This window comes from Paraburkholderia sp. BL17N1 (assembly GCF_003634175.1).
Classification (GTDB): Bacteria; Pseudomonadota; Gammaproteobacteria; order Burkholderiales; family Burkholderiaceae; genus Paraburkholderia.
In genome coordinates, this window is the sequence record NZ_RBIW01000001.1 from 1,565,655 (window position 1) to 1,591,312 (window position 25,658).

25 protein-coding genes are annotated in these 25,658 nt (G+C 63.7%); 10 read left to right on the plus strand and 15 right to left on the minus strand.

Features of this window, described 5'->3' with window-relative positions; translation table 11 throughout:
• The first annotated feature begins 3 nt into the window (after window positions 1-3).
• From flgD to flgL, 10 genes are all read left to right on the plus strand, one after another.
• Window positions 4-717, plus strand: a complete 714-nt coding sequence (gene flgD, locus B0G82_RS06820; protein ID WP_116143692.1) for a flagellar hook assembly protein FlgD — start codon at window positions 4-6, stop codon at window positions 715-717.
• 43 nt (window positions 718-760) lie between these two features.
• Window positions 761-2,272 carry a flagellar hook protein FlgE gene (locus B0G82_RS06825; RefSeq protein ID WP_121307020.1) on the plus strand — a complete coding sequence of 504 codons (1,512 nt, stop codon included), beginning with the start codon at window positions 761-763 and terminating at the stop codon, window positions 2,270-2,272.
• A gap of 20 nt (window positions 2,273-2,292) precedes the next feature.
• A complete protein-coding gene (gene flgF, locus B0G82_RS06830; RefSeq protein ID WP_106284804.1) occupies window positions 2,293-3,051 on the plus strand; it encodes a flagellar basal-body rod protein FlgF in 759 nt (252 codons plus the stop codon).
• Window positions 3,052-3,081: 30 nt separating this feature from the next.
• Window positions 3,082-3,870 carry a flagellar basal-body rod protein FlgG gene (flgG, locus tag B0G82_RS06835; protein WP_012434703.1) on the plus strand — a complete coding sequence of 263 codons (789 nt, stop codon included), beginning with the start codon at window positions 3,082-3,084 and terminating at the stop codon, window positions 3,868-3,870.
• A 39-nt stretch (window positions 3,871-3,909) separates the two neighbouring features.
• A complete protein-coding gene (gene flgH, locus B0G82_RS06840; RefSeq protein WP_116143698.1) occupies window positions 3,910-4,608 on the plus strand; it encodes a flagellar basal body L-ring protein FlgH in 699 nt (232 codons plus the stop codon).
• 2 nt (window positions 4,609-4,610) lie between these two features.
• On the plus strand, window positions 4,611-5,795 hold the full coding sequence (locus B0G82_RS06845) for a flagellar basal body P-ring protein FlgI (protein WP_106284806.1): 1,185 nt from the start codon (window positions 4,611-4,613) through the stop codon (window positions 5,793-5,795).
• Between the two features lie 12 nt (window positions 5,796-5,807).
• Window positions 5,808-6,815, plus strand: coding sequence for a flagellar assembly peptidoglycan hydrolase FlgJ (flgJ, locus tag B0G82_RS06850; protein WP_106284807.1), 1,008 nt, complete (start codon window positions 5,808-5,810; stop codon window positions 6,813-6,815).
• A 337-nt stretch (window positions 6,816-7,152) separates the two neighbouring features.
• Complete coding sequence (locus tag B0G82_RS06855) at window positions 7,153-7,926, plus strand: flagellar brake protein (protein WP_121307021.1); 774 nt, start codon at window positions 7,153-7,155, stop codon at window positions 7,924-7,926.
• A 108-nt stretch (window positions 7,927-8,034) separates the two neighbouring features.
• Window positions 8,035-10,008 carry a flagellar hook-associated protein FlgK gene (flgK, locus tag B0G82_RS06860; RefSeq protein WP_121307022.1) on the plus strand — a complete coding sequence of 658 codons (1,974 nt, stop codon included), beginning with the start codon at window positions 8,035-8,037 and terminating at the stop codon, window positions 10,006-10,008.
• Between the two features lie 10 nt (window positions 10,009-10,018).
• On the plus strand, window positions 10,019-11,242 hold the full coding sequence (flgL, locus tag B0G82_RS06865; RefSeq protein ID WP_121307023.1) for a flagellar hook-associated protein FlgL: 1,224 nt from the start codon (window positions 10,019-10,021) through the stop codon (window positions 11,240-11,242).
• 520 nt (window positions 11,243-11,762) lie between these two features.
• Here the strand turns inward: flgL and B0G82_RS06870 are convergent.
• From B0G82_RS06870 to fliF, 15 genes are all read right to left on the minus strand, one after another.
• Window positions 11,763-12,392 carry a type VI secretion system amidase effector protein Tae4 gene (locus tag B0G82_RS06870; RefSeq protein WP_121307024.1) on the minus strand — a complete coding sequence of 210 codons (630 nt, stop codon included), beginning with the start codon at window positions 12,390-12,392 and terminating at the stop codon, window positions 11,763-11,765.
• Between the two features lie 3 nt (window positions 12,393-12,395).
• A complete protein-coding gene (locus tag B0G82_RS06875; protein WP_121307025.1) occupies window positions 12,396-12,941 on the minus strand; it encodes a PAAR domain-containing protein in 546 nt (181 codons plus the stop codon).
• A gap of 487 nt (window positions 12,942-13,428) precedes the next feature.
• Window positions 13,429-14,211: a flagellar biosynthetic protein FliR gene (gene fliR / locus B0G82_RS06880; protein ID WP_116118503.1), complete on the minus strand. Its 783-nt coding sequence runs from the start codon at window positions 14,209-14,211 to the stop codon at window positions 13,429-13,431.
• Window positions 14,212-14,248: 37 nt separating this feature from the next.
• Entirely contained in the window at window positions 14,249-14,518 is a 270-nt protein-coding gene (fliQ, locus tag B0G82_RS06885) for a flagellar biosynthesis protein FliQ (protein WP_116118502.1), read from the minus strand.
• Window positions 14,519-14,567: 49 nt separating this feature from the next.
• A complete protein-coding gene (gene fliP, locus B0G82_RS06890) occupies window positions 14,568-15,356 on the minus strand; it encodes a flagellar type III secretion system pore protein FliP (RefSeq protein WP_106284855.1) in 789 nt (262 codons plus the stop codon).
• Window positions 15,357-15,400: 44 nt separating this feature from the next.
• Complete coding sequence (gene fliO / locus B0G82_RS06895; protein WP_116143714.1) at window positions 15,401-16,015, minus strand: flagellar biosynthetic protein FliO; 615 nt, start codon at window positions 16,013-16,015, stop codon at window positions 15,401-15,403.
• On the minus strand, window positions 16,012-16,476 hold the full coding sequence (gene fliN / locus B0G82_RS06900; protein ID WP_116143716.1) for a flagellar motor switch protein FliN: 465 nt from the start codon (window positions 16,474-16,476) through the stop codon (window positions 16,012-16,014). The genes fliO and fliN overlap by 4 nt, the downstream gene beginning before the upstream one ends.
• A complete protein-coding gene (fliM, locus tag B0G82_RS06905) occupies window positions 16,469-17,467 on the minus strand; it encodes a flagellar motor switch protein FliM (RefSeq protein ID WP_116143718.1) in 999 nt (332 codons plus the stop codon). The genes fliN and fliM overlap by 8 nt, the downstream gene beginning before the upstream one ends.
• 65 nt (window positions 17,468-17,532) lie before the next feature.
• The gene (fliL, locus tag B0G82_RS06910; protein WP_121307026.1) at window positions 17,533-18,030 is read right to left on the minus strand and encodes a flagellar basal body-associated protein FliL; all 498 of its coding nucleotides are present in this window, start codon (window positions 18,028-18,030) and stop codon (window positions 17,533-17,535) included.
• A gap of 470 nt (window positions 18,031-18,500) precedes the next feature.
• Window positions 18,501-19,994 (minus strand): flagellar hook-length control protein FliK, encoded by a 1,494-nt coding sequence (locus B0G82_RS06915; RefSeq protein WP_121307027.1) that lies wholly within the window; start codon window positions 19,992-19,994, stop codon window positions 18,501-18,503.
• A 70-nt stretch (window positions 19,995-20,064) separates the two neighbouring features.
• Window positions 20,065-20,514 carry a flagellar export protein FliJ gene (gene fliJ, locus B0G82_RS06920; protein ID WP_106284820.1) on the minus strand — a complete coding sequence of 150 codons (450 nt, stop codon included), beginning with the start codon at window positions 20,512-20,514 and terminating at the stop codon, window positions 20,065-20,067.
• A 2-nt stretch (window positions 20,515-20,516) separates the two neighbouring features.
• Window positions 20,517-22,166 (minus strand): flagellar protein export ATPase FliI, encoded by a 1,650-nt coding sequence (fliI, locus tag B0G82_RS06925; protein WP_121307028.1) that lies wholly within the window; start codon window positions 22,164-22,166, stop codon window positions 20,517-20,519.
• Window positions 22,160-22,843: a flagellar assembly protein FliH gene (gene fliH / locus B0G82_RS06930; protein ID WP_199730066.1), complete on the minus strand. Its 684-nt coding sequence runs from the start codon at window positions 22,841-22,843 to the stop codon at window positions 22,160-22,162. The genes fliI and fliH overlap by 7 nt, the downstream gene beginning before the upstream one ends.
• Window positions 22,830-23,825 carry a flagellar motor switch protein FliG gene (gene fliG, locus B0G82_RS06935; protein ID WP_007179928.1) on the minus strand — a complete coding sequence of 332 codons (996 nt, stop codon included), beginning with the start codon at window positions 23,823-23,825 and terminating at the stop codon, window positions 22,830-22,832. Before fliG ends, fliH begins: the two co-directional genes overlap by 14 nt.
• Window positions 23,815-25,626 carry a flagellar basal-body MS-ring/collar protein FliF gene (gene fliF / locus B0G82_RS06940; protein ID WP_121307029.1) on the minus strand — a complete coding sequence of 604 codons (1,812 nt, stop codon included), beginning with the start codon at window positions 25,624-25,626 and terminating at the stop codon, window positions 23,815-23,817. The genes fliG and fliF overlap by 11 nt, the downstream gene beginning before the upstream one ends.
• Window positions 25,627-25,658: the final 32 nt, after the last annotated feature.

The following is a 25,658-nucleotide window of genomic DNA, read 5'->3' on the forward strand; positions in this document are numbered from 1 at the left end:
TCCTTGACCACCAACACCACCATCGGCGGCAGCGGCACGACAGTGTCGCAAACGCTGCTCGATACGATGAACGGCACGAACAGTGCCTCGAGTTCGACGGGCAGCACGTCCGGCACCTCGGCGACCGATCTGCAGAACACCTTCCTGTCACTGCTCGTCGCGCAGCTGAAGAACCAGGATCCGACCAACCCGATGGACAGCTCGCAGATGACTTCGCAGCTGGCGCAGATCAACACGGTCTCGGGCATCAGCCAGTTGAACACGACGCTCAGCTCGCTCGCCACGCAGATGTCGGCGGGCCAGCAGTCGCAGGCCGCACTGCTGATCGGCTCGACCGTGCTCGCGCCCGGCAGCTCGGTGGCGGTCGCGAGCGGCAAGGCCGGCGCGTTCGGCGTGCAACTCGCCAACTCGGTGAACGACCTGCAAGTGGTCGTGAAGAACTCGGCGGGCCAGATCGTCAACACGATCGACCTCGGCAAACAGTCGGCCGGCACGATTCCGGTGGGCTGGACACCGACCGACACAGCGGGCAATGCGCTGCCGGACGGCAACTACACGATCAGCGCGGTCGGCACGATCAACGGTCAGCAGGCCACGGCCACCACGCTCACGGGCGCCACGGTGCAAAGCGTCGTCATGCAGAACAACGGTACGCCGGGCCTCGTGCTCTCGAACGGCTCGACGGTCGGCCTGACCAGCGTCGCCGCCATCCTCTGATTCAGATTCTGTCAGTTACGACTTTCCAGATACGGAGACCGTCATGGGTTACCAACAAGGTTTGAGTGGTTTGTCGGCATCGTCGAGCGACCTCGACGTGATCGGCAACAACATCGCCAACGCGAATACGGTTGGCTTCAAGAGCGGCGCCGCGCAATTCGCCGACATGTACGCCAATTCGGTGGCGACGGCGGTGGGCAACCAGGTCGGCATCGGCACCAAGCTCTCCGAAGTGCAGCAGCAGTTCTCGCAAGGCACGATTACGAGCACCAATCAGGCGCTCGACGTCGCGATCAACGGCAATGGCTTCTTCCAGCTGTCGAATAACGGATCGCTGGTGTACTCGCGCAACGGTGTGTTCCAGCTGGACAAGAACGGCTTCATCACCAACGCGCAAGGCCTGCAACTGATGGGCTACGCCGCGAACAGCTCGGGCATCATCAACACCGCGCAGACCGTGCCGCTCACCGTGCCGACCGCGAACATCGCGCCGCAGGCGACCACCAAGATCACCGCCGGTCTGAACCTGAACGCGCAGGACCCGCTGATGCTCGGCACGCCGACCGTGACGCCGACACTCGCGGGCGGCAGCACGCTCACGACGCCGGGCGCGACCATCACGAACACCGCTTCGGGCACCAACAACGACAGCTACACCGTCAACTTCACGAGCCCGACGACCTACACCGTCACCGATACCACGCTCGGCACGACGTCCGCCGCCGCGACGTATACGGCGGGCACGGCGGTCGCGCTCGGCAATGGCCAGACCATCACCTTCAACGGCACACCGGCGACGGGCGACAGCGTCGCGATCGCGCCGACCCCGGTGGCGTTCAACCAGAACAGCTCGTCGACGTACAACTACTCGACCAGCACGACGGTCTATGACTCGCTCGGCGGCTCGCAGACGGTCAACATGTACTTCGCCAAGACGTCGGCCGGTACGTGGGACGTGTACGCGGGCACCTCGACCGGCACGGCGAGCCTGGTCGGCCACGCGAACTTCAACTCGTCGGGCACGCTGCTCGGCACGACGGACGCAGCCGGCGTCGCCACCACCACGCCGTTCGCCTACAACTTCTCGATCCCGACGACCGACGGTTCGTCGACGCCTCAGAACCTGACGCTCAACATTGCCGGCACGACGCAGTACGGCGGCAAGAACGGCGTGAACTCGCTGCAGCCCGACGGCTACGCAGCCGGCACGCTGACGAGCTTCACGATCGGCGCCGACGGCACGCTGACCGGCAACTATTCGAACCAGCAAACCGCCGCGCTCGGCCAGATCGTGCTGGCGAACTTCTCAAATCAGAACGGTCTGGTGAACCTCGGCAACAACGAGTTCCAGCAGACCTCGCAATCGGGCGTCGCGCAGATTTCCGCGCCGGGCTCGACCAACCACGGCGTGCTGCAAGGCGGCGCGGTGGAAAACTCGAACGTCGATCTGACGAGCGAACTGGTGAACCTGATCACCGCGCAACGCAACTATCAGGCGAACGCGCAGACGATCAAGACCCAGCAGACCGTCGACCAGACCCTGATCAACCTGTAAGCGACCGGGACTAACCCATCATGGATCGGCTGATCTATACCGCGATGTCGGGCAGCACGCAGGCGCTCGAACAGCAGGCAATCGTCGCGAACAACCTGGCCAACGCATCGACCACAGGTTTTCGCGCGCAACTGGCCACTTTCCGCGCCGTGCCGATGTCGTTCGGCGACGGCAGTTCGATCAACGACAACACCACGCGCACCTTCGTGCTGTCGTCGACGCCGGGCGCGGACTACACGCCCGGGCCGATCCAGCAGACGGGCAACCCGCTCGACGTGGCGATTCAGGGTCCGGGCTGGCTGGCGGTGCAAACCGCCGACGGCGGCGAGGCTTATACGCGCGCCGGCAACCTGCATGTCGATGAAAACGGCCAGCTGGTGAACGCCACCAATCAGGTGGTGCTCGGCAACGGCGGCCCGGTGTCGGTGCCGCCGGGCGCGGAAATCACCATCGGCAAGGACGGCACGGTGTCCGCGCTGACGCCGGGCGATCCGCCGACAGCGGTGGTGACGGTCGATCAGCTAAAGCTGGTGAATCCGGATCCGCAAACCATGACGCGTGGCGACGACGGTCTGTTTCGCACCGCCGACGGCAACGCCGCCGACGCCGATCCGACCGTCACGCTGGCGCCGGCCTCGCTCGAAGGCAGCAACGTGAATCCGGTCAGCGCGATGGTCTCGATGATCACCAACGCGCGCCAGTTCCAGATGCAGACGAAGTTGCTGGAAAGCGCCGACAAGAACGATCAGTCGGCCAACCAGTTGCTCAGCTTTAGCTAACGGGTCGCTTCGGCGCCCAGGAGAAGAACCATGAATCGCTCACTCTACATCGCCGCGACCGGCATGAATGCGCAACAGGCGCAGATGGACGTGATCTCGAACAACCTCGCGAACGTCAGCACCAACGGCTTCAAGGGCTCGCGCGCGGTGTTCGAGGATCTGCTGTATCAAACCGTCCGCCAGCCAGGCGCGAACTCGACACAGAATACCGAACTGCCGTCCGGCATCCAGCTCGGCACGGGCGTGCAGCAGGTCGCCACCGAGCGTCTGTACACGCAGGGCAACCTGCAGCAGACCGGCAACTCGAAAGACGTCGCCATCAACGGCCAAGGCTTTTTTCAGGTGCAGATGCCCGACGGCACGACCGCCTATACCCGCGACGGCTCGTTCCAGACCAACGCGCAAGGTCAGCTCGTGACGTCGAGCGGCTACCAGGTGATCCCGGCGATCACGATCCCGAACAACGCGACTTCGCTCACCATCGGCAGCGACGGCGTGGTGTCGATCACCGTGGCAGGCTCGACCAACAGCCAGCAACTCGGCTCGATGCAGATTGCCACGTTCATCAACCCGGCCGGTCTGGATGCGAAGGGTGAAAACCTGTTCGCGGAAACCGCTTCGTCGGGCGCGCCGAACGTCGCGCAACCGGGCCTGAACGGCGCCGGTACGCTGAATCAGGGCTACGTGGAAGCATCGAACGTGAACGTGGTGCAGGAACTGGTGAACATGATCCAGACGCAACGCGCTTACGAAATCAACAGCAAGGCCGTGACCACTTCCGACCAGATGCTGCAGACCCTGAGCCAGATGCAGGTTTAAGGCTCAAGGGACTGGGAATCAAAAAGGCGGTAAATCAAGATGTCGCACTTCACTCGTAATCCGGTTCATTCGCGCACCGCTCAGGCGCTCGTGCAGCTCACGCTGCTCGCGGCCCTGGGTGGCTGCGGCCTCGTGCCGAAGCAGCCGATCACGCAGCAGCCGATGACGGCGCTGCCGCCGATGCCGCCGTCGGCGCAGTCGCCCGGCTCGATCTTCAACCCGGGTTACGCGGGCCGTCCGTTGTTCGAAGACCAGCGGCCGCGCAATGTCGGCGACATTCTGACGATCGTGATCCAGGAAAACGTCAATGCGACCAAGTCCTCGGGCGCGGGCATCAACCGCAGTGGCAACACCAACTTCGACGTGCCGACCGCTGGCTTTCTCGGCGGCCTGTTCGGCAAAGTCAACCTGAGTGCGAACGGCGCCAACAAGTTTGCCGCGACGGGCGGTGCGAATGCGTCGAACACGTTCAGCGGCGTGATCACCGTCACGGTGACGGGCGTGCTGCCGAACGGCAACTTGATGGTCAGCGGCGAGAAGCAGATGCTGATCAACCAGGGCAATGAATTCGTGCGCTTTTCCGGTGTGGTGAATCCCAATACGATCTCCAACCTGAACGCCGTGTACTCGACCCAGGTGGCCGACGCGAAGATCGAATATTCCGCGAAGGGCTATATCGACGAATCCCAGAACATGGGCTTCCTGCAGCGCTTCTTCCTCAACGTGTCGCCGTGGTGATCATGCGTACCGTTTTCTCCCGCACCCGCCTCGCGCGATTCGCCGGTTTCGGCCGCGCGCTCGCCTTCGTCGCGCTCGCCTGCGCGGCGCTGCCGGCGGTCACGCCTGCTCATGCCGAACGTTTGAAGGACCTCGTGCAGATCCAGGGCGTGCGCGACAATCCGCTGATCGGCTACGGCCTCGTCGTCGGCCTCGACGGTACCGGCGACCAGACCACGCAGACGCCGTTCACCACGCAGACGCTCGCCAACATGCTGGCGAACCTTGGCATCTCGATCAACAACCAGGCGGCGGGTTCGAGCAATTCGCAGTCGTCGCTGTCGAACATCCAGTTGAAGAACGTCGCCGCGGTGATGGTGACGGCGGTGCTGCCGCCGTTCGCGCGTCCGGGCGAAGCGATCGACGTGACCGTGTCGTCGCTCGGCAATGCCAAGAGCCTGCGCGGCGGCACGCTGCTGCTCACGCCGCTGAAGGGCGCCGACGGCCAGGTGTATGCGCTCGGCCAGGGCAATCTCGCGGTCGGCGGCGCCGGCGCGAGCGCCAACGGCAGCAAGGTGCAGGTGAATACGCTTGCCGCGGGCCGCATCGCCGGTGGCGCGATCGTCGAACGTGCGGTGCCGACATCGGTCTCGCAAGCGGGCACGATGCAACTCGACCTGAACGACATGGACTACGACACCACGCAGCGCGTCGTGGCCGCGGTGAACAACGCGTTCGGCGGCGGCACGGCCACCGCGCTCGACGGCCGCACGATCCAGTTGCGCGCGCCGAGCGATCCGGAGCAGCAGGTCGCCTTCATGGCGCAACTGCAGAATCTCGACGTCAAGCCCGCGCAAGCCGCCGCGAAGGTGATCCTGAACGCGCGCACCGGCTCGATCGTGATGAATCAGATGGTCACGCTGCAGAACTGCGCGGTCGCGCACGGCAACCTCTCGGTCGTGATCAATACGCAGCCGGTAGTGAGCCAGCCTGGCGCGTTCTCGAACGGCCAGACGGTGGTGGCCAAGCAGTCGCAGATTCAGATGAAGCAGGACAACGGCGCACTGAAGCTGGTGACCGCCGGCGCCAATCTCGCCGAAGTGGTGAAGGCGCTCAACGCATTGGGTGCGACGCCCGCGGATCTGATGTCGATCTTGCAGGCGATGAAAGCGGCGGGCGCTCTGCGCGCCGACCTGGAAATCATCTAAGGAAGACACAGGATGAATTCGGATACGACCAATTCCGCCGGCGCGGCGAACGACCTGAGCAACCGCTTTGCCCTCGACGTGCAGGGGTTCGCGAAGCTGAGCGCGCAGGCCAAGGCATCGCCGCAAGCCGGCATGAAGATGGCCGCGCAGCAGTTCGACGCGGTGTTCACGCAGATGATGTTGAAGAGCATGCGCGACGCGACCCCGCAAGACAGCCCGTTCGATTCACACGACAGCGCCACCTTCACGTCGATGATGGACCAGCAGTTGTCGCAACAGATGTCGCAAAAGGGCATTGGCGTGGCTGACGCCATGCTCAAGCAGTTGATGCGCAATCAGGGCATGCAGGTGGGCGGCGGTGCGGGCGGCGCAGGCGCCGCCGGTGGCCTGGCCGGCATGGCCAACGCGTTGGGCGGCGGCAGCGGTGGCGATGAAGGTCAGACCGCGGCGCTGAACGCGCTCGCCAAAGCGTACGGCAATGCGCAAGCCAACGGCCAGCTGGCGATGGGCAAGGGCTACTCGGCCAACAGCGCTTTGACTCCGCCATTGAAAGGCGACGGCACTTCACCGAAGGTCGACGCTTTCGTCGACAAGCTCGCCCAACCGGCCCAGGCGGCCAGCGCGGCGACCGGCATTCCGGCGCGCTTCATCATCGGCCAGGCGGCGCTCGAATCCGGCTGGGGCAAGAGCGAGATTAAGAAGACGGACGGCTCGACCAGCCACAACGTGTTCGGCATCAAAGCGACCAGGGACTGGACCGGCAAGACCGTGTCGACGGTCACGACCGAATACATAAACGGCAAGCCGCAGCGCGTGGTCGAAAAATTCCGCGCTTACGACTCGTATCAGGAAGCCATGACCGACTACGCGAGCCTGCTCAAGGGCAATCCGCGTTACGCGCAGGTGATCAATTCGGCGCACGACGTGAACGGTTTTGCCAACGGCATGCAGCGCGCCGGTTACGCGACCGACCCGCATTACGCAAAAAAACTGATGTCGATCATGCAGAAGATGGGCTGATCTGCCGTGACCGCGGTTCGAGTCACCTGATCGTTAATCGAATCAAAACGATGCACGCGACGGGGCCAGGTGCATAACAAGACGGACGAGGCCGGCCGCCCACGGGCGGCCGGCCCACCCGCGAAAAGGGACGACGCGTTTTAACGTTTGCGGCAAATAATTCATGACAGGCCCCTAAATTTTGACCAGGCGCTGCCGCTAATCAGTTAGACCCAATACCGGAAAGCGTTGTAATGTCTGGTTGGGATGCGCGTGCTGCGGCTTCGATGAAGACCGCGCGAAAGCCCCGGCAGGAGCTCTGGCACGCGCCCGCAAGAACAAGCATACCGGCAAGCCCATGGATACTACCCAGTCGAACGGCCAGACCGACACACACGGCCAGCTGCACGCCGCGACAGACGAAGCCGGCAACGACTTCGGCCGTCGCAATCCGCTGGAGATCGGCGTTCAGTTGCGCAATCTCGTCAATCGCGGCGATTTCCTCACGGTTCAATACGCAGGCGGACAGCTCGTAACACGGCTACTCGACGTCGACGTGCGCGGCCGCACCTTCACGTTCGATTGGGGCGCCTTGTCCGATCAGAACAGAGGCTTGCTGGGCGCACCGCGCTGCCAGTTCCACGCGCAGCCGGACGGCGTGCGCGTCGAATTCGCGACGAGCACGCCGCGCGAGACCCGTTTCGAAGGACTGCCCGCATTCGAGGCCGATTTCCCCGAGGTGCTGTTCTACGTGCAGCGCCGCGAGTACTTCCGCGTCGATGCGCCGATTCTCGATCCGTACATGTGCTCCGGCCGTTTGCCCGAAGGCGACACGTTTCGCTTCGAGGTGCACGACCTGTCGCTCGGCGGCGTCGGCATGCGCACGTCGGACGAACGCGTGGCCGAATTGCCGATGGGCACGCGCCTGCTCGATTGCGAACTGGCGCTCGGCGGGCTCGGCCGGCTCTCGCTCGATCTGCAGCTCGTGTCGCATCGCTCCACCGCGCTGCCGAACGGCACGCAGCGTTTTCAGCTCGGCTTCCGCTTCCTGACGCTGCCGGGCAGCGCGGAAAACACGCTGCAACGCCTGATCACGCAACTCGAGATGAAGCGTCGTTCGCTGGTCCGCTGATGCCCGACGCGCGTCGGAATGACCTCAATTTTTCCTTGTTGAGGCCGTTAAACAGGATGTTCAAGTAACGCGGCGGCACGTGTACGGTGTCGCCCTTCAGGATGACGCATGTCCAATCTCATCAATCTCGGCCTCAGTGGACTGAACGCAGCCCAGTGGGGACTCACGACGACCGGCCAGAACATCAGCAACGCGTCGACGCCCGGCTACACCATCGAAACACCGGTGTATGCGGAAAGCGGCGGCCAGTACACGGGCTCGGGGTATCTGCCGCAAGGCGTCTCGACCACGACCGTGACGCGCCAGTACAGCCAGTATCTGACCACTGAGCTGAACAACGCGCAGAGTTCGGGCAGCTCGCTGTCGACGTACAACACGTTGATCTCGCAACTGAACAATCTGATCGGCAGCCCGACCGCCGGGATTGCGAGCGCGATCACCAGCTACTTCACCGGCTTGCAGAACGTCTCGAACAATGCGTCGAGCCTGGCCACGCGTCAGACCGCGATGAGCGGCGCGCAGACGCTGGCGAACCAGATCAACGCGGCGGGTCAGCAATACGACGCGTTGCGCCAGAGCGTCAACACGCAGCTCACCAACACCGTTTCGCAGATCAACAGCTACACGCAGCAGATCGCGCAGTTGAACGGTCAGATCGCCCAGGCCAGTACCCAAGGTCAGCCGCCGAACCAGTTGATGGATCAGCGCGATCTCGCCGTGTCGAATCTGTCGCAACTGATCGGCGTGAACGTGGTGAACAGCAACGGCAGCTACAGCGTCTTCATGAGCAACGGCCAGCCGCTGGTGTCCTCCAACAACAGTTACAACCTGGGCACGGCGCCTTCGACCGGCGACACCAGCGAATTGTCCGTTCAGTATCTCGGCCAGGCGGGTGCGAATCCGGCGGCCGCGCCGCAGAACCTGCCCGACAGCAAGATCGACGGCGGCACGCTCGGCGGCCTGCTCGCGTTCCGCAGCCAGACGCTCGATCCGGGCGAGGCGCAACTCGGCGCGATCGCCGTGAGCTTCTCCGCGCAGGTCAACGCGCAAAACGGGCTGGGCATCACGCTCGCCGGCGCCAATGGTGGCGCGCTGTTCTCGGTGGGCGGCCCGACCGTCTATGCGAACACGCAGAACACCGGCAATGCGTCGCTGAACGTGTCGTTCGCGAACGCCGCGCAACCGACTACCGGCGACTACACGCTCGCCTACAACGGCACCACCTACACGCTGACTGACAATTCGACGGGCAGCGTGGTCGGCTCGGCGACCAACCTGAGCCAGCCGATCAACGGCCTGAATTTCTCGACCACCGGCACGATGAACGCCGGCGACTCGTTCACGGTCGAGCCGACCCGCGGCGCGCTGAATAGCTTCGCGACCGCCACCACCGACGCATCGGCGATCGCCGCGGCCGCGCCCGTGCTGGGCGCCGCCGCGTCGAGCAACACCGGCACCGGCTCGATCACGCCGGGCACAGTGACGGCCGGCTACACCATGCCGAGTTCGACCACCACGCTCTCGTACGACGGCGTGGGGCTGTCCGGCTTTCCGGCCGGCTCGACGGTGACCGTGGCGGGTTCGCCCGCCACGACGTACGCGATCGCCAGCGCGGCGACCGTGGTGCCGTATTCGTCGGCCACCGGCGCTGCGCTCACGATCAACAACGTGACTGCCGGCCAGATGAACAACGTGTCGGTCACGATCAGCGGCGCGCCGGCGGCCGGCGACAAGTTCACCATCGGCCCGAACACCGGCGCGACCAACGACGGCCGCAACGCGCTGGCGCTGTCGAATCTGTCCACCGCGAAGGCGCTGGCGGGCGGCACGGTCACGCTTACGGGCGCGTACGCGAACTACGTCAACAATATCGGCAACCAGACCAACCAGATTCAGACGTCGAGCACCGCGCAAAGCTCGCTGGTGACGCAGATCACCACCGCGCAGCAGTCGGTTTCGGGCGTGAATATCAACGAAGAAGCAGCCAACCTGCTTCAGTATCAGCAGCTGTATCAGGCCAACAGCAAGGTCATCCAGACCGCGCAGACCCTGTTCCAGACGATACTCGGCATCTTCCAGTGAGGCGTTGACAATGCGCATCTCCAGCACGCAGTACTTCAACATGAACGTTGCGACCATGAGCGATCAGCAAGCTCAGTTGTCGCAGTTGTATGCCGAAATTTCGAGCGGCGTGAGCCTTTCCACGCCGTCGGACAATCCGCTTGGCGCGGCGCAGGCCGTGCAGTTGAGCTCGACGGCGACGACCCTGTCGCAATACACGAGCAATCAGGGCACCGCGCTCGCTTCGCTGCAACAGGAAGACACCACGCTCGGCAGCGTCAATACCGTGCTGCAAACCATTCATACGCTGGTGCTGCGCGCCGGCGACGGTTCGCTGAACGATGGCGACCGCGGTTCGATCGCGACGCAACTGCAAAGCTTGCGCAGCCAACTGATGACGCTCGCGAATTCGACCGATCCGCAAGGCAACTACCTGTTCGCCGGTTATCAAAGCAGCGCGCAGCCGTACACCACGAATTCGGCCGGCGTTGTGACCTATTCGGGCGACACCGGCACGCCGGGCGTGCAGGTTACGGATTCGCACGTGGTGCAGACCGGCGACAACGGCATTGCGATCTTCGGCAGCGTTGCGCCGATTGGCACCAGCGCCGTGCCGGCTGCGACGACCGGCAACACCGGCACGGGCGTGATCAGTCAGGTGAGCCTGACCAATCCGACCAATCCGACCAACGCCGACAAGTTTTCGATCAACTTCTCGTCGGCGACGACCTATACCGTGAGCCAGACCGATCCGGCTACCGGCGCGGTGACCACGAGCGCGCCGCAGGCGTTCACGGCCGGGTCGGCGATCACGCTTGGCGGCCAGTCGGTGTCGATCACCGGCGCGCCGAACGCGGGCGACAGCTTCACGGTGACGCCGGCCACACAAGGCAGCATGGACGTGTTCGCCAACCTGAGCCAGTTGATCACCACGCTGCAAACGCCGGTGTCGGGCGGCGCGTCGACGGCGAGCTTCCAGAGCGCGCTGACCACCAGCATGACCCAGCTCGAGAACACGATGAACAACGTCGTGACGGCGCAGGCGGCCGTGGGCGGCCGCGAGCAGGAAGTGCAGGCACTGCAGACGGTCACGCAGACCAACACGTTGCAGACCTCGAGCAACCTCGCGGATCTGACGCAGACCGACATGGTCAAGACGATCGGCAAGTACACGATGACGCAGGCCGCACTGCAGGCGGCGCAGCAGGCGTTCGCGAAGATTCAGAACATCTCGCTGTTCCAGTACCTGAACTGATAGCACGAGCAGTCTGAAACGGAGAAGGGCGGAAGCCGGTGTGAGCCGGTTCCGCCCTTCTTGTTTTTGCGTGCGCAGCCGCCACTACGCCATACCGAACGCAGAAGCGATGTGCTATCGCGTAGACATCTTCGGCAACATACTGCGCCTCAAGCTGAGTCGATCGGGCTTGCGCCGGCCCAAGCTATGAAAAGAGGTTAAAAGGCCGCCGAGCTGTAATCGGTCGCATATAGCGCGACCGTCAAGATTGTTATGCCAAAAAACCAACCGGCCCATTTCAAGGCGGACCAGCGCTTCCATGCGACTGCATTGACAAGACCCAGGAGCACTGCCGGCCCCAACAGGTATGCGAGAAGAAGCACCGCGTCCCGCCACGGGACAGCACATTTACCAAGTTCGTGGCATCCAGCTATGGACTCATTGGAACGATGTAACCATTGAGCGTGACTGAGCGCATATAAACATGCCCATGTCAGGAACAGACCGCAAAAAGAACCGATCAAGGCGACACCAAAGCGCTTCACTTAATCTCCCAGAACAGGATTGATTTTGAGCCCCGTAGATCGGAGTAACTCAGCTCCGAGGCTACGGCTGCCCCCTGCCGAAATGACTGAATACCCGCGTAACGCCCAATAGTCGCTACGCCGTCGAAAAAGCCGCTGATCGTCAGTCGTGAACCGTTCCATAAATCAATGTGTCCACCGCTTGCGTTGCCTGCGCTTTCGCCGCTGCGGGTCCAGTACCGCGAAAATTGGATGATGCCGGTGCGACCCTTGACCTTTGATTCCCAATTGGCACCCGTTATATCTTCCGCCCTCGGAAGTCCTGCAAACGGACGTAGTTGCAACCACTCGCCCAATTCGTCGGCCCGCGTCGCAGTGGCTCTGCCATCAAGCATTATCCGGCCAATGGATGACTGCCCGGAGAGCGGCTTAACCAATTTCTGTGAGAATGACTTCATATCGATGCCGCTCCGATGAAATGTCACGCTCATCCGAATAGCGCATTGATCGCGATAGGCCGGGTTATCGTAAGGGTTGCCCGATGGATAGTTATCCCATAACTCCTGAAAAGTCAGTGCCTTCAATTGCACTTCCATGACCGAATTCGGCGTCGAATTGGTTTTTACCACGGTCATTTTATTCGGCATTGTTCAGACTCCTTCCTGTCTCGCAAGGGCATCGTCGCCCCAATACACTTTGTAGTGGGCGGCCGCATCGGTGCGGACACGTGGCAGGAGGCCGTCTTTACCAAGTCGCCCTGAAAAAGTCCGGCCCTCAGCCGACTCGATGAAGTACGGATAGCCTTCGAGGTTCGCCACCGTCGTTGCGCCGCACACCTGTTCGTCATAGATGCCTGTCCCCCGCGACGCATTGTCGATAGTGGATGCGACAGCGCTCGCCGCTACAGCGATGTCGTCGGTCCAGTAGAAACAGCCCGGATTAAGGCCGGCCATCACATAGTTGAGTCCGCATGGACACAACACCGGATCGCCTTCGACAACGCCGGGCTGTCCTCTGTAGCGCCGGCGCGTCGCCGTGCCGACTATCCTGAACACGCCTTCGCACTTGCCGCACGTTGCTTCGTCGCCGTCTAGCGCGAACGGTTTGCCGTGGTCCGTCATGTGAGTGGCCGAACCGCCAATGACAAGGCCGCCTGTGGTTGTCGGGCTGCCTTGCACCACGAGAGCCTTACGCATGGATCTCGTCTCCGTCGATGCAAGCGCGCCCGTACCCTGGCTCACTGATGTTTGCAAAAAGATACGTCGTTTTGTTCTTCTCGTGTGCCGGCATTCTCAATGTCTCCCGTATGGAATGAGCAACATGTACGGAATTGTGTGCCGAGGCTGAGCACACCTATTCCGGAATCCATTTCGGCGAATAGCAGAGAGATTAGGTATCCGACAAGTCCGAAAAGATGGATATTCTTGTAATGATTTGTCGATGTCTGATGTGGGCCAAACAGGCGTCGTAGACAGTCGATTTTTGCCGGAGGCGTGGAAGTCGCGACCTGAGGCGGCTACCTATACCGCTAGTGCGGGCGCGAATGCAGTACCACGCGCAAAGCGAGTCACTTCCCTTCGGATTGCGCGCGAAGAAATGCCGGCTCGGGACGGCCATAAAGATCCACCACTCGCTGGAATGTATCGACGCAAACGCCACGTAGCGTCCATAGCCAATACCTAGCTACCTGAACCCCGCCGCGACGCGCCCCATCTGATCGAGGCCGACGTCGAAGAGCCGTACGAAGAACGGAATCATGTTCGGGACCATCAGTTGCAGAAGCAGCATGCCGATCAGCATGGTCAGCGGGAAGCCTATCTGGAACACGCCGATCTGCGGCGCGGCGCGATTCAGAATGCCGAGCGAGAGGTTGGTGATGAGGAGCGCGGCGACCACCGGCAGCGACAACAGCAGCCCCGCGGAAAACACCGTACTGCCGAAGTTCGCCAGCGTGCGCCAGCCGGGCGCGCCGAGTATGTTCGCCGACACCGGCACCGACTGGAACGTGGCGAGTAGCGCGCTAATCATCTGCAAATGGCCGTCGATCACCAGAAACACCAGCATGGCGATGGTGTTCATGTAGCTCGACAGCACCTGGCTCGAACTGGCCGCCTGCGAATCGAAGAAGGTCGCAAAGCCGAGTCCCATGCCAAGGCCGACAAAGTCGCCGGTCGCGCTGATCGCCTGAAACACGATCTGCATGGTCATGCCGAGCGCGATGCCGATCAGGAACTGGTTGACGATGATCCACACGCCTTCGGCGGAAAACACCGTGACTTGCGGCAGCGCGCCGAGCGTGGGCGCGACGATGATCGTGATGAACGCCGCGAGGCCGATCTTCACGCGGATCGGCAGCGAGCGGTTGCCGAGCACCGGCGCGGTGGCGACCAGCGCGAGGATGCGCACGAACGGCCACAGGAACGCAGTGAGCCAGGCGTTCAGTTGCGCGTAGGTGACGGAGAACATCGTGGGCCGGACGGAAAGGTGAGAACCGGTGCGCCGCTCAGTTGACGAGCGTCGGAATGTTGGTGAGCGTCTGGCGCAGATAGTCGAGCATGGTCGTCAGCATCCACGGACCGGCGATCACCATCGTGACGGCGATCGCGAGCAGTTTCGGAATGAACGATAGCGTGCTTTCGTTGATCTGCGTGGCGGCCTGAAACAGGCTCACCACCAGACCGACCACCAGCGCAACCAGCAGCAACGGCGCGGCGAGCAGCAGGCCGATATACATGGCCTGGTGCGCGAGCGTCATGACGGATTCTTGATTCATGGCGTTGGGACCGGAAGCGTGAAGGGCATGGGCGCGGTTGGAGCGCGCGCTAAACGAAGCTCTGTGCAAGCGAGCCGAGCAGCAACTGCCAGCCATCCACCAGCACGAACAACATCAATTTGAACGGCAGCGAGATGGTCGCGGGCGACACCATCATCATACCCATCGACATCAGCACGCTCGCCACCACCATGTCGATGATGAGGAACGGGATAAAAATCGTGAAGCCGATCTGGAAGCCGGTTTTCAACTCGCTCGTCACGAACGAGGGCACCAGCAGCGAGAGGGGCACGTCTTCCGGACCTTGCATCGGCGCGGCGTGCGAGATGCGGGCGAACAGCGCGAGATCGCTTTCGCGGGTCTGGCGCAGCATGAATGTCTTGAACGGAGCGAGGCCGCGGTTGACGGCGGTCTCCATCGGCATCGTGCCATCGGAGAACGGTTTGTAGCCGTCGGTATAGGCCTTGTCGAGCACAGGCGACATCACGAACAACGTGAGGAACAGCGCGAGTCCGACCAGCACCTGGTTAGGCGGCGTCGTGCTCGTGCCGAGCGCCTGGCGCAGCAGCGAGAGCACGATGATGATGCGCGTGAAGCTGGTCATCATCAACACCATGGCCGGCAGGAACGACAGCATCGTGAGCAGCAGCATCGTCTGCACGCTCAGCGAGTAGGTCGTGCCGCCGTTCGGGCCAGGGCTCGTGTTGAAGGCCGGCAAGCCGGCGGTCTGCGCGAACGACAGCGTCGGCAGCGCGAGCATCAGCGCCGCTAGTGCGATCGGGGCGACAGGTGCCGCGCGGCGCACGGCCGAAATCACTTTCGAAGTGGTGCTGGACATACGAGCGGATTGCGCGTGACGCGCCGAAGAAAGACTGAACTGCATTACCGAACCCCGCCGCCTTGCCCGTTGAAACGTTTGCCGACTTCGCCTTTCAAAGCGTCGCGAAACCGTTGGCCGAAGGTGCCCGGCAGTGCCGTGCCCGGCGCCGGCGTGCTTGCCGGAGCGGGGTGCGTGGCGCCGAGCGGATCGAGGGCAGCCGTACCTGCCGGCATCGTGTGAAGCAGACGGACGTTGCCGGGCGCCGTGCCGAGTACGAGCCACGTATCGCCGATCTCGACCACCGCGACCCGCTCCTTGCCGCCGAGCGAAGCGCCGCCGATAGTCTTCACGAGACCGCCGCGGTTCGCCGGCTGCAAGCCGAAGCGGCGAGCGAGCCATGCACAACCGAATACCAGCCCGATCACAACCAGCAGCCCGACGATGGTTTGCAGCACCGCACCGACGCCGAGCGCCGGAACAGCAGAACCCGCACCGACGCCCGAGGCGATCTTCGCGGCGTTGTTGACCGCATTCATGTCTGCTGCCTGAGCAACGGGCGTTGCGAGCAGCGCGACCAGCGAAGCTGACGCCCATAAGGCGGCAGCCGCAACGTTCGCCACCCGTGCAGCGCGATTCAGAACAGTGCGCGACACGGCGCGGCCAGCAACGCATTTCATCGATTCAACTTCCGGATACGTTCGGACGGCGTAATGATGTCGGTCAGACGGATGCCGAACTTGTCGTTCACCACCACCACTTCGCCCTGTGCGATCAGGCAGCCGTTCACCAGCACGTCCATCGGTTCGCCGGCCATGCCGTCCAGTTCCACCACCGAACCCTGCGCCAGTTGCAGCAGGTTGCGGATCGCGATCTTGGTGCGGCCGAGCTCGACGGTCATCTGAACAGGAATGTCCAGGATCATGTCGATGTCGTTGCGCGTCGTGGTCGGCTCGACTTTCGACAGCGGCTGGAACACGCCCGCCGTCGTCGCGCTGACTTCCGAATTGTCGTTCTGCTCGGCCAGTGCGCTGGCCCAGTCCGCCATCGCCGCTTCGTCTTCGGCAGCGGCGGCGTCGGCCGCGAATTGCGGCGCGGCAGCGGCCAGTTCGGCCTCAGTCTTTGCGTTCAGGTCACTCATATCCACCTTCCTTCATCGTTTCGGCTGCGCTGATCATCTTCTGGACCCGCAACGCATACTGACCATTGAAAATTCCGTAGCCGCATTCCATCACCGGCACACCATCGACTTTCGCCGTGATGTGTTCGGGAATGTTGATCGGCAGAACATCGCCTTTGCGCATGTTCAGGATCTGTTCGAACGTGATCGGCACCTGCGCGAGGTCGGCCGTCAGTTCCACTTCGGCTGCCTGCACCTGCTGCGACAGCACGCGGACCCAGCGGCGGTCGACTTCGAGTGCTTCGCCCTGGATCGGCGACGAGAGAATGTCGCGGATCGGTTCGATCATCGAGTACGGCATGCAAATATGCAGCGTGCCGCCCGTCGTGCCGAACTCGATCGAGAACTGCGTGACGATGACGATTTCGTTCGGCGTCGCCACGTTGGCGAACTGCGTGTGCATTTCCGAGCGCACGTATTCGAACTGCAGCGGACGCACGCTTTTCCACGACGCCGTGTAGTTGTCGAACACCAGGTTCAGCAGCTTGTTGATGATGCGCTGCTCGGTCTGCGTGAAGTCGCGCCCTTCGACGCGGGTATGGAAACGTCCGTCGCCGCCGAACAGGTTGTCGACCACGAAGAACACCAGGTTCGGATCGAACACGAACAGCGAGGTGCCGCGCAACGGCTTCACATGGACCAGGTTCAGGTTGGTCGGGATCGGCAGGTTGCGGGTGAATTCGCTGTACTTCTGCACCTTCACCGGGCCGACGGAGATTTCCGCCGAGCGCCGCATGAAGTTGAAAATACCCACACGCAAGAGGCGCGCGAAGCGGTCGTTGATGATTTCCAGGCCGGGCATCCGGCCGCGGACGATGCGTTCCTGCGTCGCGATGTTGTATGGGCGAACACCCACACGATCGGTCTGCTCGGCTTCCGAATCGGACTCGCCGGTTACGCCCTTGAGGAGGGCATCGACCTCCTCCTGGGACATGAACTCTTCGTGGCCCATTCCTTATTCCTCGTGCGTCCCGTGGCGGTTGATGATGGCAGCGCTGATTAACGTCACGACCGGCGTCACTGCACGACGAATTCGGTGAACAGCACGTCCTGGACATGGATCGGCGCGGCGCCCTTGTCGGTCGGTTGCTCGATCAGCGTGCGCAGTTCCGTGGCGAGGGCGCGCTTGCCTTCGAGCGGCGCGAGTTCGTCAGGGTGCTTGTTCGAGAGTGCGAGCAGGATGCGGCTGCGCACTTCGGGCATGTGGTCTGTCAGCTCTTGCTGGGTTTTTGCGTCGGCGAGTTTTAGTGTCAGGCCGATGCGCAGGAAATGTTGCTGGCCGTCGTCTGATTGCAGGTTCACGGTCATTGATTCCAGCGGGAAGAATAGCGGTGCTGGAGGCGGCGGTGCTGCTTCAGCCGACGCTGCTGTCGGGGCGCGCTTCGACATGAAGAACCAGACGCCCGCGCCTGCTGCGCCCGCGGCAATGATCGCGATCAGCACGATCAGGATGATGCGCTTCATCGGGCCGGGGGATGCCGGCGCGGCTTGTTGAGGTGCGGTCGTGGTTGCCATGAGGTTTGCTTTTCCTGCCGTTAGTGCTGGTGATGGTAATTGTTGTTGATTTGGTCGCGGCGCGATGGGTCGAAAAGAAGGGGGATTGTTGGTTATCTCTTGTTTTTGCTTTGGTGGCCTTTCCTTGATTTCTTTGTGGTCTATTAGCGTTGCCCCTGTGCGGGGCGGCACCTACTTTCTTTGCCGCGGCAAAGAAAGTAGGCAAAGAAAGCCGCTTCACACCGCTAGCTCATAAGCGGGACCCTCGCGCAGTCGCGCTTGTGGTGCATCTGGAATCGGTGCTCTCGCACACTCGACGTGAGTGACAAGGCAGTCATTCTTCCGGCGGCGCTTCGCGCGCCGTCGCGGTATTTGCCCGCCGCTAGACGCAAATCGGCGCCCTCTGGAGGGCGCCGATCTCAAATCGTCTGCAAATCAAGGTGCCGCTTGTGCGCGCCGGGCGCGGCGACGCCGCTGACTTGGCGTGAAGATCACGCGAATGTGTCGACCAGGCCTACCGTGCGGCGCACCGGAACGTTGACCGTCGTGTCGATCGCGTCCGTGCTGCCGCCGCCACCGAATGATCCGCTCGCGCCGCTCGAGCGGCCGCCGGAACGGCCGGTGTCGGCGTTCTGCTGCTGGCCGCTCTGGCGCGCAAAGCCGTCGCTGACGCTCGCGCTTCCCAAGCCAATGCCGTTGGATTCCATCGCCTCGCGTAACTTCGGCAGCGCGGCTTCGACAGCTTCGCGCACGGACTGGTGCTGCGATACGAACAACGCATGTGCATGGTTATCGGCAACCTGCAAGACAACCTGTAGCGGCCCCAGATCCTTCGGGTTCAACGTCAACTCGGCACTCTGTGAATGCGCATTCGATAAGAACACCACCTTCTGACTCAACGCGTCTTCCCAGTCGGTCGTGCCGACCTGCGGTGACAATGTATTCGCCGCCTCCGCCGCGCCGGCGTTGCCCGTGGTCTGGACGGCCGCCGTCGTGCTCGCTGCGCTCGCCGCGGCCTGCGAGGCGGCTAGCGCCGCTGTTGCGGCATCCGTTGCGCTCTTGAAGGACGCCATATCGCCGGCTTGCGTGCCTGCGGCTGCCGTCGCCGTCAATGTGTCGACCGCCGCTTTTGCCGCAGCGGATGGGTCGGCTACGGTCGTCGCCGTCGTCATGGCAGTTTTCGATGCGCTCGAGCCCTTGCCGTCGCCGAACAGCCCGGCTGCCAAGGCCTTGCCGTCGGCGGTTTCCTTCAGCCCTGCGTTCGTGCCGGCCAAGCCGTTTGCCGAGGTCGCGGCGTTCGCGGCCGCGCCGCTCGCCAATGCTTGCGCGGGAACGCCCTGGCCGTTCGCCAACGCGGCCAACGCCGCCTGCAACGCGTCTTGCAATGACTTTGGATCGGTGGCGGCGGTTTTCTTGCCCGGCGTGCTGCCAGTCGTGGCGTCGGTGGTCGTGCCAGGCTGCGCGGTCGCAGCATCGGTCAGGGCCGTAGCCGGGTCGGTTATTGACGGCGTATTGGCACTGTTCGCGTCGGCTTGAGCTTGGGCCTGTGCCTGAGCCTGGGCTTGAGCGGCAGCCGCTGCCGCTGCCGCTGCGGTGCCCGCGTCGGTCTGGCTCGTCGTGTTGCCGGTTTTCGCCGGCGTGGCGTTCGTCTTGTCGGTCGAAGCTTGTTGCGTGTTGCCCGACGAAGCCGCGGACGATGCCGAGTTCGTCGGCGTGCCGGTGTCCATGCTGCTGGCGTCGTCCGCGCTCTTCGGCGCGGGGTCGGCCGGCGGCGGCGCGTCGTGTACGCTCGACGACGACGATCCAGAAGACGCCGCGGCCTGCTGCTGGCTTGCGCTCAGTGCAGCCGCGCTGTTCTGCTGGTCGATGCTCTGCTGCAAGGTTTGGGAGAACGGTTTGGCGTTCGCCGCAGCGGCCATGGCCGCGCTGGTCGACGTGCTGCTGACGGAGCCGAGCAGCGAGCCAATCTGAGAAAGAAGCGACATAGGGAATCCTGTCAATCGGTCAAACGAGGTGTTCAGTCAATCGAGACGGCGCCCGTGCGCCTGATGCACGTCAGGCGCCTTCGGCGCGCATCCTCAGAATCCGGGCGGCGTGTTCGTCGGCGTCGCGCTGATCGCGCCGCGCCGTGGTTTTGGCTTCGGCTGCTTCGCCGCGCGCCTGCAGCACTTCGTACGAGCCGAGCTTCTGCTTCTGACGCTGCCAGTCGGGCTTGGCGGCCTCGACGCGCGCATTGGCCGTCACCAGCAGGTTGCGCTGTTGCTCGATGGCGGCGTCGAGCGTGTCGATGAATGCCTGGAAATTGCGCATGTTGCCCGCAGGCATGCCGGTCTGGGCCGTTGCCGTGAAGCGCGCGTGATATTCGTCGCGGTACTGGACGAGCGCGTCGAGCTGCGACTGCACGTCGTTGCGCTCGCGTTGCGCGCGACCCAGACGTTGCGCGGCGGCATCCACATCGTCCTGCGCAAGGCCGATAAGTGTCTTGATCGGAAAGTGTTTCGCCATCGTCAGCCTCCTTGGGCAAACAGCGCGTCCAGCATCTCGAGACTCGGTTCAAAGTTCGCGCACTCGCGAAAACCTTGCTGCAAAAATGCTTCCATCCGCGGATACAGCGCGATGGCGCGGTCGAGCAGCGCGTCGCGCCCGCTCGAATACGCGCCGACGTTGATCAGATCGCGGTTGCGCTGGTAGCGCGACAGCATCTGCTTGAACATACGCGTCTTGTCCAGATGGTTATCGTCGATCAGCGCGGTCATTGCCCGGCTAATCGACGCTTCGATGTCGATGGCCGGATAGTGACCGGCTTCAGCCAGCGAGCGCGACAGCACGATATGGCCGTCCAGAATCGCCCGCGCGGAGTCGGCGATCGGGTCCTGCTGGTCGTCGCCTTCGGTCAGCACCGTATAGAACGCGGTGATCGAGCCGCCGCCCGCCGGGCCGTTGCCGGTCCGCTCGACGAGCGCCGGCAGCTTGGCGAACACCGAAGGCGGATAACCCTTGGTGGCCGGCGGCTCGCCCACGGCGAGCGCGATCTCGCGCTGCGCCATTGCGTAACGGGTCAGCGAATCCATCAGCAGCAGCACGTGCTTGCCCTGGTCGCGGAAATATTCGGCGAGCGAGGTCGAATACGATGCGGCCTGCATGCGCAGCAGCGGCGAGACGTCGGCCGGCGCGGCGATCACCACGGAGCGCGCCAGGCCTTCCTCGCCGAGAATCTGTTCGATGAATTCCTTCACTTCGCGGCCGCGTTCGCCGATCAGGCCGATCACGATCACTTCGGCGCTGGTGTAGCGCGCCATCGTGCCGAGCAGGACCGATTTACCGACGCCCGAACCGGCGAACAGCCCCATGCGCTGGCCACGGCCCACGGTCAGCAACGCGTTGATCGCGCGCACGCCGACGTCGAGCACCTTGTGAATCGGCTCGCGGTTCAGCGGATTGATGACCGGCGCGGACAGCGGGGCGTCGGCGTGCGCGCCGAGTGGGCCGAGTCCGTCGAGCGGACGGCCGGACGCATCCAGCACGCGGCCGAGCAATTCCCAACCGACCGGGAGGCGCTTGGCGCCCGCCATCGGATCGGCGATCGGCGCGCTTTCGAGCGGAAAAACGCGCGCGCCGGGGAGCAGGCCGATCACTTCGGTGGTCGGCATCAGAAACAGCTTGTCGCCGGAGAAGCCGACCACTTCGGCTTCGGCCATCGGCAGCGAGCTGCCTTGCGGCAGCTCGATCATCACTTCGGCGCCCACGGAGAGGCGCAGGCCCACGGCTTCGAGCACGAGGCCGGCGGCGCGTGTGAGACGTCCGCAGGCGCGCATCGGCTTGGCGATCGCGTTGCGTGCGCGCAATGCGTCGAGGCGGCCGCGCCACGCTTGCATGTGCGGATTGCTGTCGAGCGCGGGGTCGTAAGGCGGGTGAGCGATCGCGGCGGAAGCGGGGCTCGCGGAGGCGGCAACGCGGCTCGCTGCGGCGCCCGTAGTCGGATGGGCATGCGCCGGATCGCGCAAGGCGGCTTCGATTGCCGCGACCGCAGCGGCAGCGGGCGTCACCGCCGCCGGTTCTTCCGCGAGCGCTTCAGCGCCGAACGACGCCAGCGCCAGTTCACGTTCTAGCGGCGTCAGGTCGCTGGCGCGGATTTCTTCGAGCGTCGGCTTCACCATGTGCTCACCTTGCCGAGGGCGGCAGCCACGCGCTCCCAGCGGGTGTCGATGCCGGCGTCCACTTCGCCGGTGTTGGCTTGCGCGCGGCAGCCGCCGCGCTCCACCGCCGGGTCAGTACGCACGGTCCAGCCGCGCGTTTGCAGTTCTTCCATCAGATAGGCTTCGACCACCGGCAGATCGGCGGGACTGACGATCAAGGCCGGCGCGCCGACCAGCGTAGGCTCGGCGGCCAGCACCTCACGCGCGGCGGCGATCAGTGCGGTCGGATCGTGCTGTACATGCTGGCGCACCACCTGTTGCGCGATGTCGAGTGCGAGCGCGACCAGCGTCTCCGAAATCGCACCTTGAGCGCCGTCGAGCGCTGCCTTGAAGGTTTCGGCCAGCGCTGCGAGCCGTGCGGCTTCTTCGCGCGCTTCGCTCTGGCCTTGCTCGAAACCTTGCGCGTGACCCTGCTCGTAACCGGCCTGATAGCCGAGAGCCTGACCGGCCACGTGACCGGATGCGATGCCCTGTGCATGTGCAGCGTCGCGCAGGCGTTCGAGTTCGGCTTCGAACGCGCCGTCGTCGACTTCGGGTTCGGGCGGTGCCGGCGGCACCGGATCGAACGAGGCCATCTCCCAGCGCTGGTAGGCCGAGAGGCGTTCCTTCGCTGCGGAGTTCTGATCAGACATATGCATCTTCGGCCTTGCCGCCTAGAACGATCTGGCCGCCTTCGGCCAGGTTGCGCACGATCTGCAGGATGCGGCGTTGCTGCGTCTCGACTTCGGAGACGCGTACCGGACCGCGCGCGTCGAGGTCTTCGGCGAGCAGTTCGGCCGCACGCTGCGACATGTTCGACAGGAACTTCTGGCGCAGCGCGGGCGGCGCGCCCTTCAGCGAGATGATCAACGCCTCGGACTCGACTTCCTTCAGCAACAGCTGGATCGCGCGGTCTTCCAGATCGAGCAGGTTCTCGAACACAAACATCTGATCAATGATCTTCTGCGCAAGTTCCGCGTCGTACTGACGAACGTTCTCGATAACGCCTTCTTCATGGTTGCTCGACATGAAGTTGAGGATTTCCGCAGCGGTGCGGATGCCGCCCATCGGGCTGCGCTTGAGGTTGTCGCTGCCGGACAGGAGGCCGGTCAGCACATCGTCGAGTTCGCGCAGCGCAGCCGGCTGGATGCCGTCGAGCGTCGCGATCCGCAGCAACACGTCGTTGCGCAGCCGTTCCGTGAAGCAGGCGACGATTTCCGACGCCTGATCGCGGTCCAGGTGAACAAGAATCGTCGCGATGATCTGCGGATGCTCGTTCTTGATGAGTTCGGCGACCGCCGCGGAATCCATCCACTTCAGGCCTTCGATACCGCTGGTATCGCTGCCTTGCAGAATGCGGTCGATGATCGCGCCGGCCTTGTCGTCGCCGAGCGCCTTGGTCAGCACCGAACGGATGTACTCGTTCGAATCCAGCGACATGCCGGTGTGCTGCTCGGCCTCGCGCACGAACTCCTGCAGGACTTCGTCGACCTGCTCGCGGGTCACGCTCTTCAGTGCGGCCATCGCGACGCCGATCTTCTGGACTTCACGCGGCCCGAGGAACTTGAACACCTGCGCGGCTTCTTCCTCGCCGATCGACATCAGCAGGAGCGCGCTCTTCATTACGCCTTCAGCGCTCATCGGACACCCAATTTTTCACGACGGTTGCAACGATCTTCGGATCCTGGCGCGCGATGTTGCGCGCGAATTCCAGGTTCCGCTCATATTTGTGCTTGGAGCTTTCGAGCGCGAGCAGTTCGCTGTCGGTTTCCAGTTCGGCGACGTTGCTGCTGGTGCCATTTGCGCCCATGCGCTCGGCGGCGGGAATGCCGTCCAGCAGGATCGGTTCGTCCGGCGACGCCAGCGCCGCGACGGCGGCCGGCTCCGGCGGCGGGAAGGCGCGGCGCAGCGCCGGCTTCACCATCACGAAGTAGAGGAACAGGGCGACCGCGCCGATGCCGAGGTAAGTCGCGATCTGCTTGGCGAGCGCAATCATGTCCGGCGTGCGCCACCACGGCAGGTCGGCGTTCGGATCGACTTCGGCACTGAACGGGCTGTTGACCACGTTGACCGAGTCGCCGCGTGCCTGGTCGAAGCCCATCGCGTCCTTCACCAGTTGGTTGACCTGCGCGAGCTTGTCGGCGGTGACCGGCTGCATCGTGGCGTGGCCCTTGGCGTCGACCACACGCAGATAGTTCACCACCACCGCCACCGACAGACGCTTGATGCCGCCCATCGGTTGTTCGAGGTGACGCACTGTCTTGTCGAGTTCGTAGTTGGTGGTCGAGTCCTTGCGATCGCTGACCGGCGTGGTCGTCACACTGCTCGCGCCGTTGGGCGCGTTGATCGGCGCCGACGCGGGCTGCGGCGGCTGGTTCGACAGCGCGCCCGGCACGCCCGAGGCCGCGCCTTGCGACATTTCCGTGGCGGTGCTCGATTGCTGGCTGCGGATCGCCGCCTGTTGCGGGTTGCCGTTCGGGCCGTAGTTTTCCGAGGTCTGCTCGCTGTGCGAGAAATCGATATCGGCGCTGACCTGTGAATGCGCGTTGCCCGAGCCGAACAGGGGCGCCAGGATCGCGTCGATGCGCTGCTGGGTGCTGCGCTCGATCTGCTGGCGATACTTCAGTTGCGAGGCGTCGAGCCCGCTGCCGGCGGACGGTTGCGTCAACAGGTTGCCGTCCTGATCGAGGATGGTCACGCCCTTCACCGGCATATCCGGCACCGCCGACGACACCATGTGCGTGATCGCCATCACCTGGCCTTCGTCGAGCGCGCGGCCAGGGTAGAGGTTCACCAGCACGGAGGCGGACGGCGCTTCCTTGTCGCGCACGAACACGGAAGGCTTCGGAATCGCCAGATGCACGCGCGCCGACTTCACCGACGAAATCGATTCGACCGTGCGCTCCAGTTCGCCTTCCAGCGCGCGCTGATAGTTGATCTGCTCGGCGAACTGGCTGATGCCGAACTTCTGGTTGTCCATCAGTTCGAAGCCGACCGAGCCGCTCTTGGGCAAGCCTTGCGAGGCCAGACGCAGACGCATTTCATGCACTTGTTCGGCCGGCACGAGGATCGCGCCGCCGGCGTCGGAGAACTTGTAGGGAATGTTGGCCGCCTGGAGCGCGGTGATGATGGCGCCGCCGTCGCGGTCCGACAGGTTGCTGTACAGCACCTTGTAGTCCGGCGCCCGCGACCACAGGAACAGCCCCGCCACCACGGCGACCAGCAGCGCCACCGCGAATATCAGCGGAGCGCGCGGGTTGCCGCGCATTTGCGCGAGGCCTGACAGGCGCTGACCGAAGTTGCCGCCGAGGTTGCTCCCCAGGCCGCCGAGGTCTGCTGCGCCGCCGGCCTGGCCGGCACCGGCCGCGCCGGCGCCAGGCTGCGCGCCAGCGAGGCCCATGCGGGCGTCGGGGTTGATCAAAGAGTTGGCTGACGAATCCATGCGTCGGGTTTCTCCGGGATGCCTTTTGCGTT

What these genes read in the sequence shown, in the direction of transcription:
- flgJ (WP_106284807.1), top strand. Translation starts at nt 5,808, where the DNA reads ATGAATTCGGATACGACCAATTCCGCCGGCGCGGCGAACGACCTGAGC.
- fliJ (WP_106284820.1), bottom strand. Translation starts at nt 20,514, where the DNA reads ATGGCGAAACACTTTCCGATCAAGACACTTATCGGCCTTGCGCAGGAC.
- fliN (WP_116143716.1), bottom strand. Translation starts at nt 16,476, where the DNA reads ATGAGTGACCTGAACGCAAAGACTGAGGCCGAACTGGCCGCTGCCGCG.
- B0G82_RS06875 (WP_121307025.1), bottom strand. Translation starts at nt 12,941, where the DNA reads ATGCGTAAGGCTCTCGTGGTGCAAGGCAGCCCGACAACCACAGGCGGC.
- flgH (WP_116143698.1), top strand. Translation starts at nt 3,910, where the DNA reads ATGTCGCACTTCACTCGTAATCCGGTTCATTCGCGCACCGCTCAGGCG.
- B0G82_RS06855 (WP_121307021.1), top strand. Translation starts at nt 7,153, where the DNA reads ATGGATACTACCCAGTCGAACGGCCAGACCGACACACACGGCCAGCTG.
- B0G82_RS06915 (WP_121307027.1), bottom strand. Translation starts at nt 19,994, where the DNA reads ATGTCGCTTCTTTCTCAGATTGGCTCGCTGCTCGGCTCCGTCAGCAGC.
- fliP (WP_106284855.1), bottom strand. Translation starts at nt 15,356, where the DNA reads ATGTCCAGCACCACTTCGAAAGTGATTTCGGCCGTGCGCCGCGCGGCA.
- flgK (WP_121307022.1), top strand. Translation starts at nt 8,035, where the DNA reads ATGTCCAATCTCATCAATCTCGGCCTCAGTGGACTGAACGCAGCCCAG.
- fliI (WP_121307028.1), bottom strand. Translation starts at nt 22,166, where the DNA reads ATGGTGAAGCCGACGCTCGAAGAAATCCGCGCCAGCGACCTGACGCCG.
- flgF (WP_106284804.1), top strand. Translation starts at nt 2,293, where the DNA reads ATGGATCGGCTGATCTATACCGCGATGTCGGGCAGCACGCAGGCGCTC.
- fliR (WP_116118503.1), bottom strand. Translation starts at nt 14,211, where the DNA reads ATGTTCTCCGTCACCTACGCGCAACTGAACGCCTGGCTCACTGCGTTC.
- B0G82_RS06870 (WP_121307024.1), bottom strand. Translation starts at nt 12,392, where the DNA reads ATGCCGAATAAAATGACCGTGGTAAAAACCAATTCGACGCCGAATTCG.
- fliO (WP_116143714.1), bottom strand. Translation starts at nt 16,015, where the DNA reads ATGAAATGCGTTGCTGGCCGCGCCGTGTCGCGCACTGTTCTGAATCGC.
- B0G82_RS06845 (WP_106284806.1), top strand. Translation starts at nt 4,611, where the DNA reads ATGCGTACCGTTTTCTCCCGCACCCGCCTCGCGCGATTCGCCGGTTTC.
- flgG (WP_012434703.1), top strand. Translation starts at nt 3,082, where the DNA reads ATGAATCGCTCACTCTACATCGCCGCGACCGGCATGAATGCGCAACAG.
- fliG (WP_007179928.1), bottom strand. Translation starts at nt 23,825, where the DNA reads ATGAGCGCTGAAGGCGTAATGAAGAGCGCGCTCCTGCTGATGTCGATC.
- B0G82_RS06825 (WP_121307020.1), top strand. Translation starts at nt 761, where the DNA reads ATGGGTTACCAACAAGGTTTGAGTGGTTTGTCGGCATCGTCGAGCGAC.
- fliQ (WP_116118502.1), bottom strand. Translation starts at nt 14,518, where the DNA reads ATGAATCAAGAATCCGTCATGACGCTCGCGCACCAGGCCATGTATATC.
- fliL (WP_121307026.1), bottom strand. Translation starts at nt 18,030, where the DNA reads ATGGCAACCACGACCGCACCTCAACAAGCCGCGCCGGCATCCCCCGGC.
- fliM (WP_116143718.1), bottom strand. Translation starts at nt 17,467, where the DNA reads ATGGGCCACGAAGAGTTCATGTCCCAGGAGGAGGTCGATGCCCTCCTC.
- fliH (WP_199730066.1), bottom strand. Translation starts at nt 22,843, where the DNA reads ATGCATATGTCTGATCAGAACTCCGCAGCGAAGGAACGCCTCTCGGCC.
- fliF (WP_121307029.1), bottom strand. Translation starts at nt 25,626, where the DNA reads ATGGATTCGTCAGCCAACTCTTTGATCAACCCCGACGCCCGCATGGGC.
- flgL (WP_121307023.1), top strand. Translation starts at nt 10,019, where the DNA reads ATGCGCATCTCCAGCACGCAGTACTTCAACATGAACGTTGCGACCATG.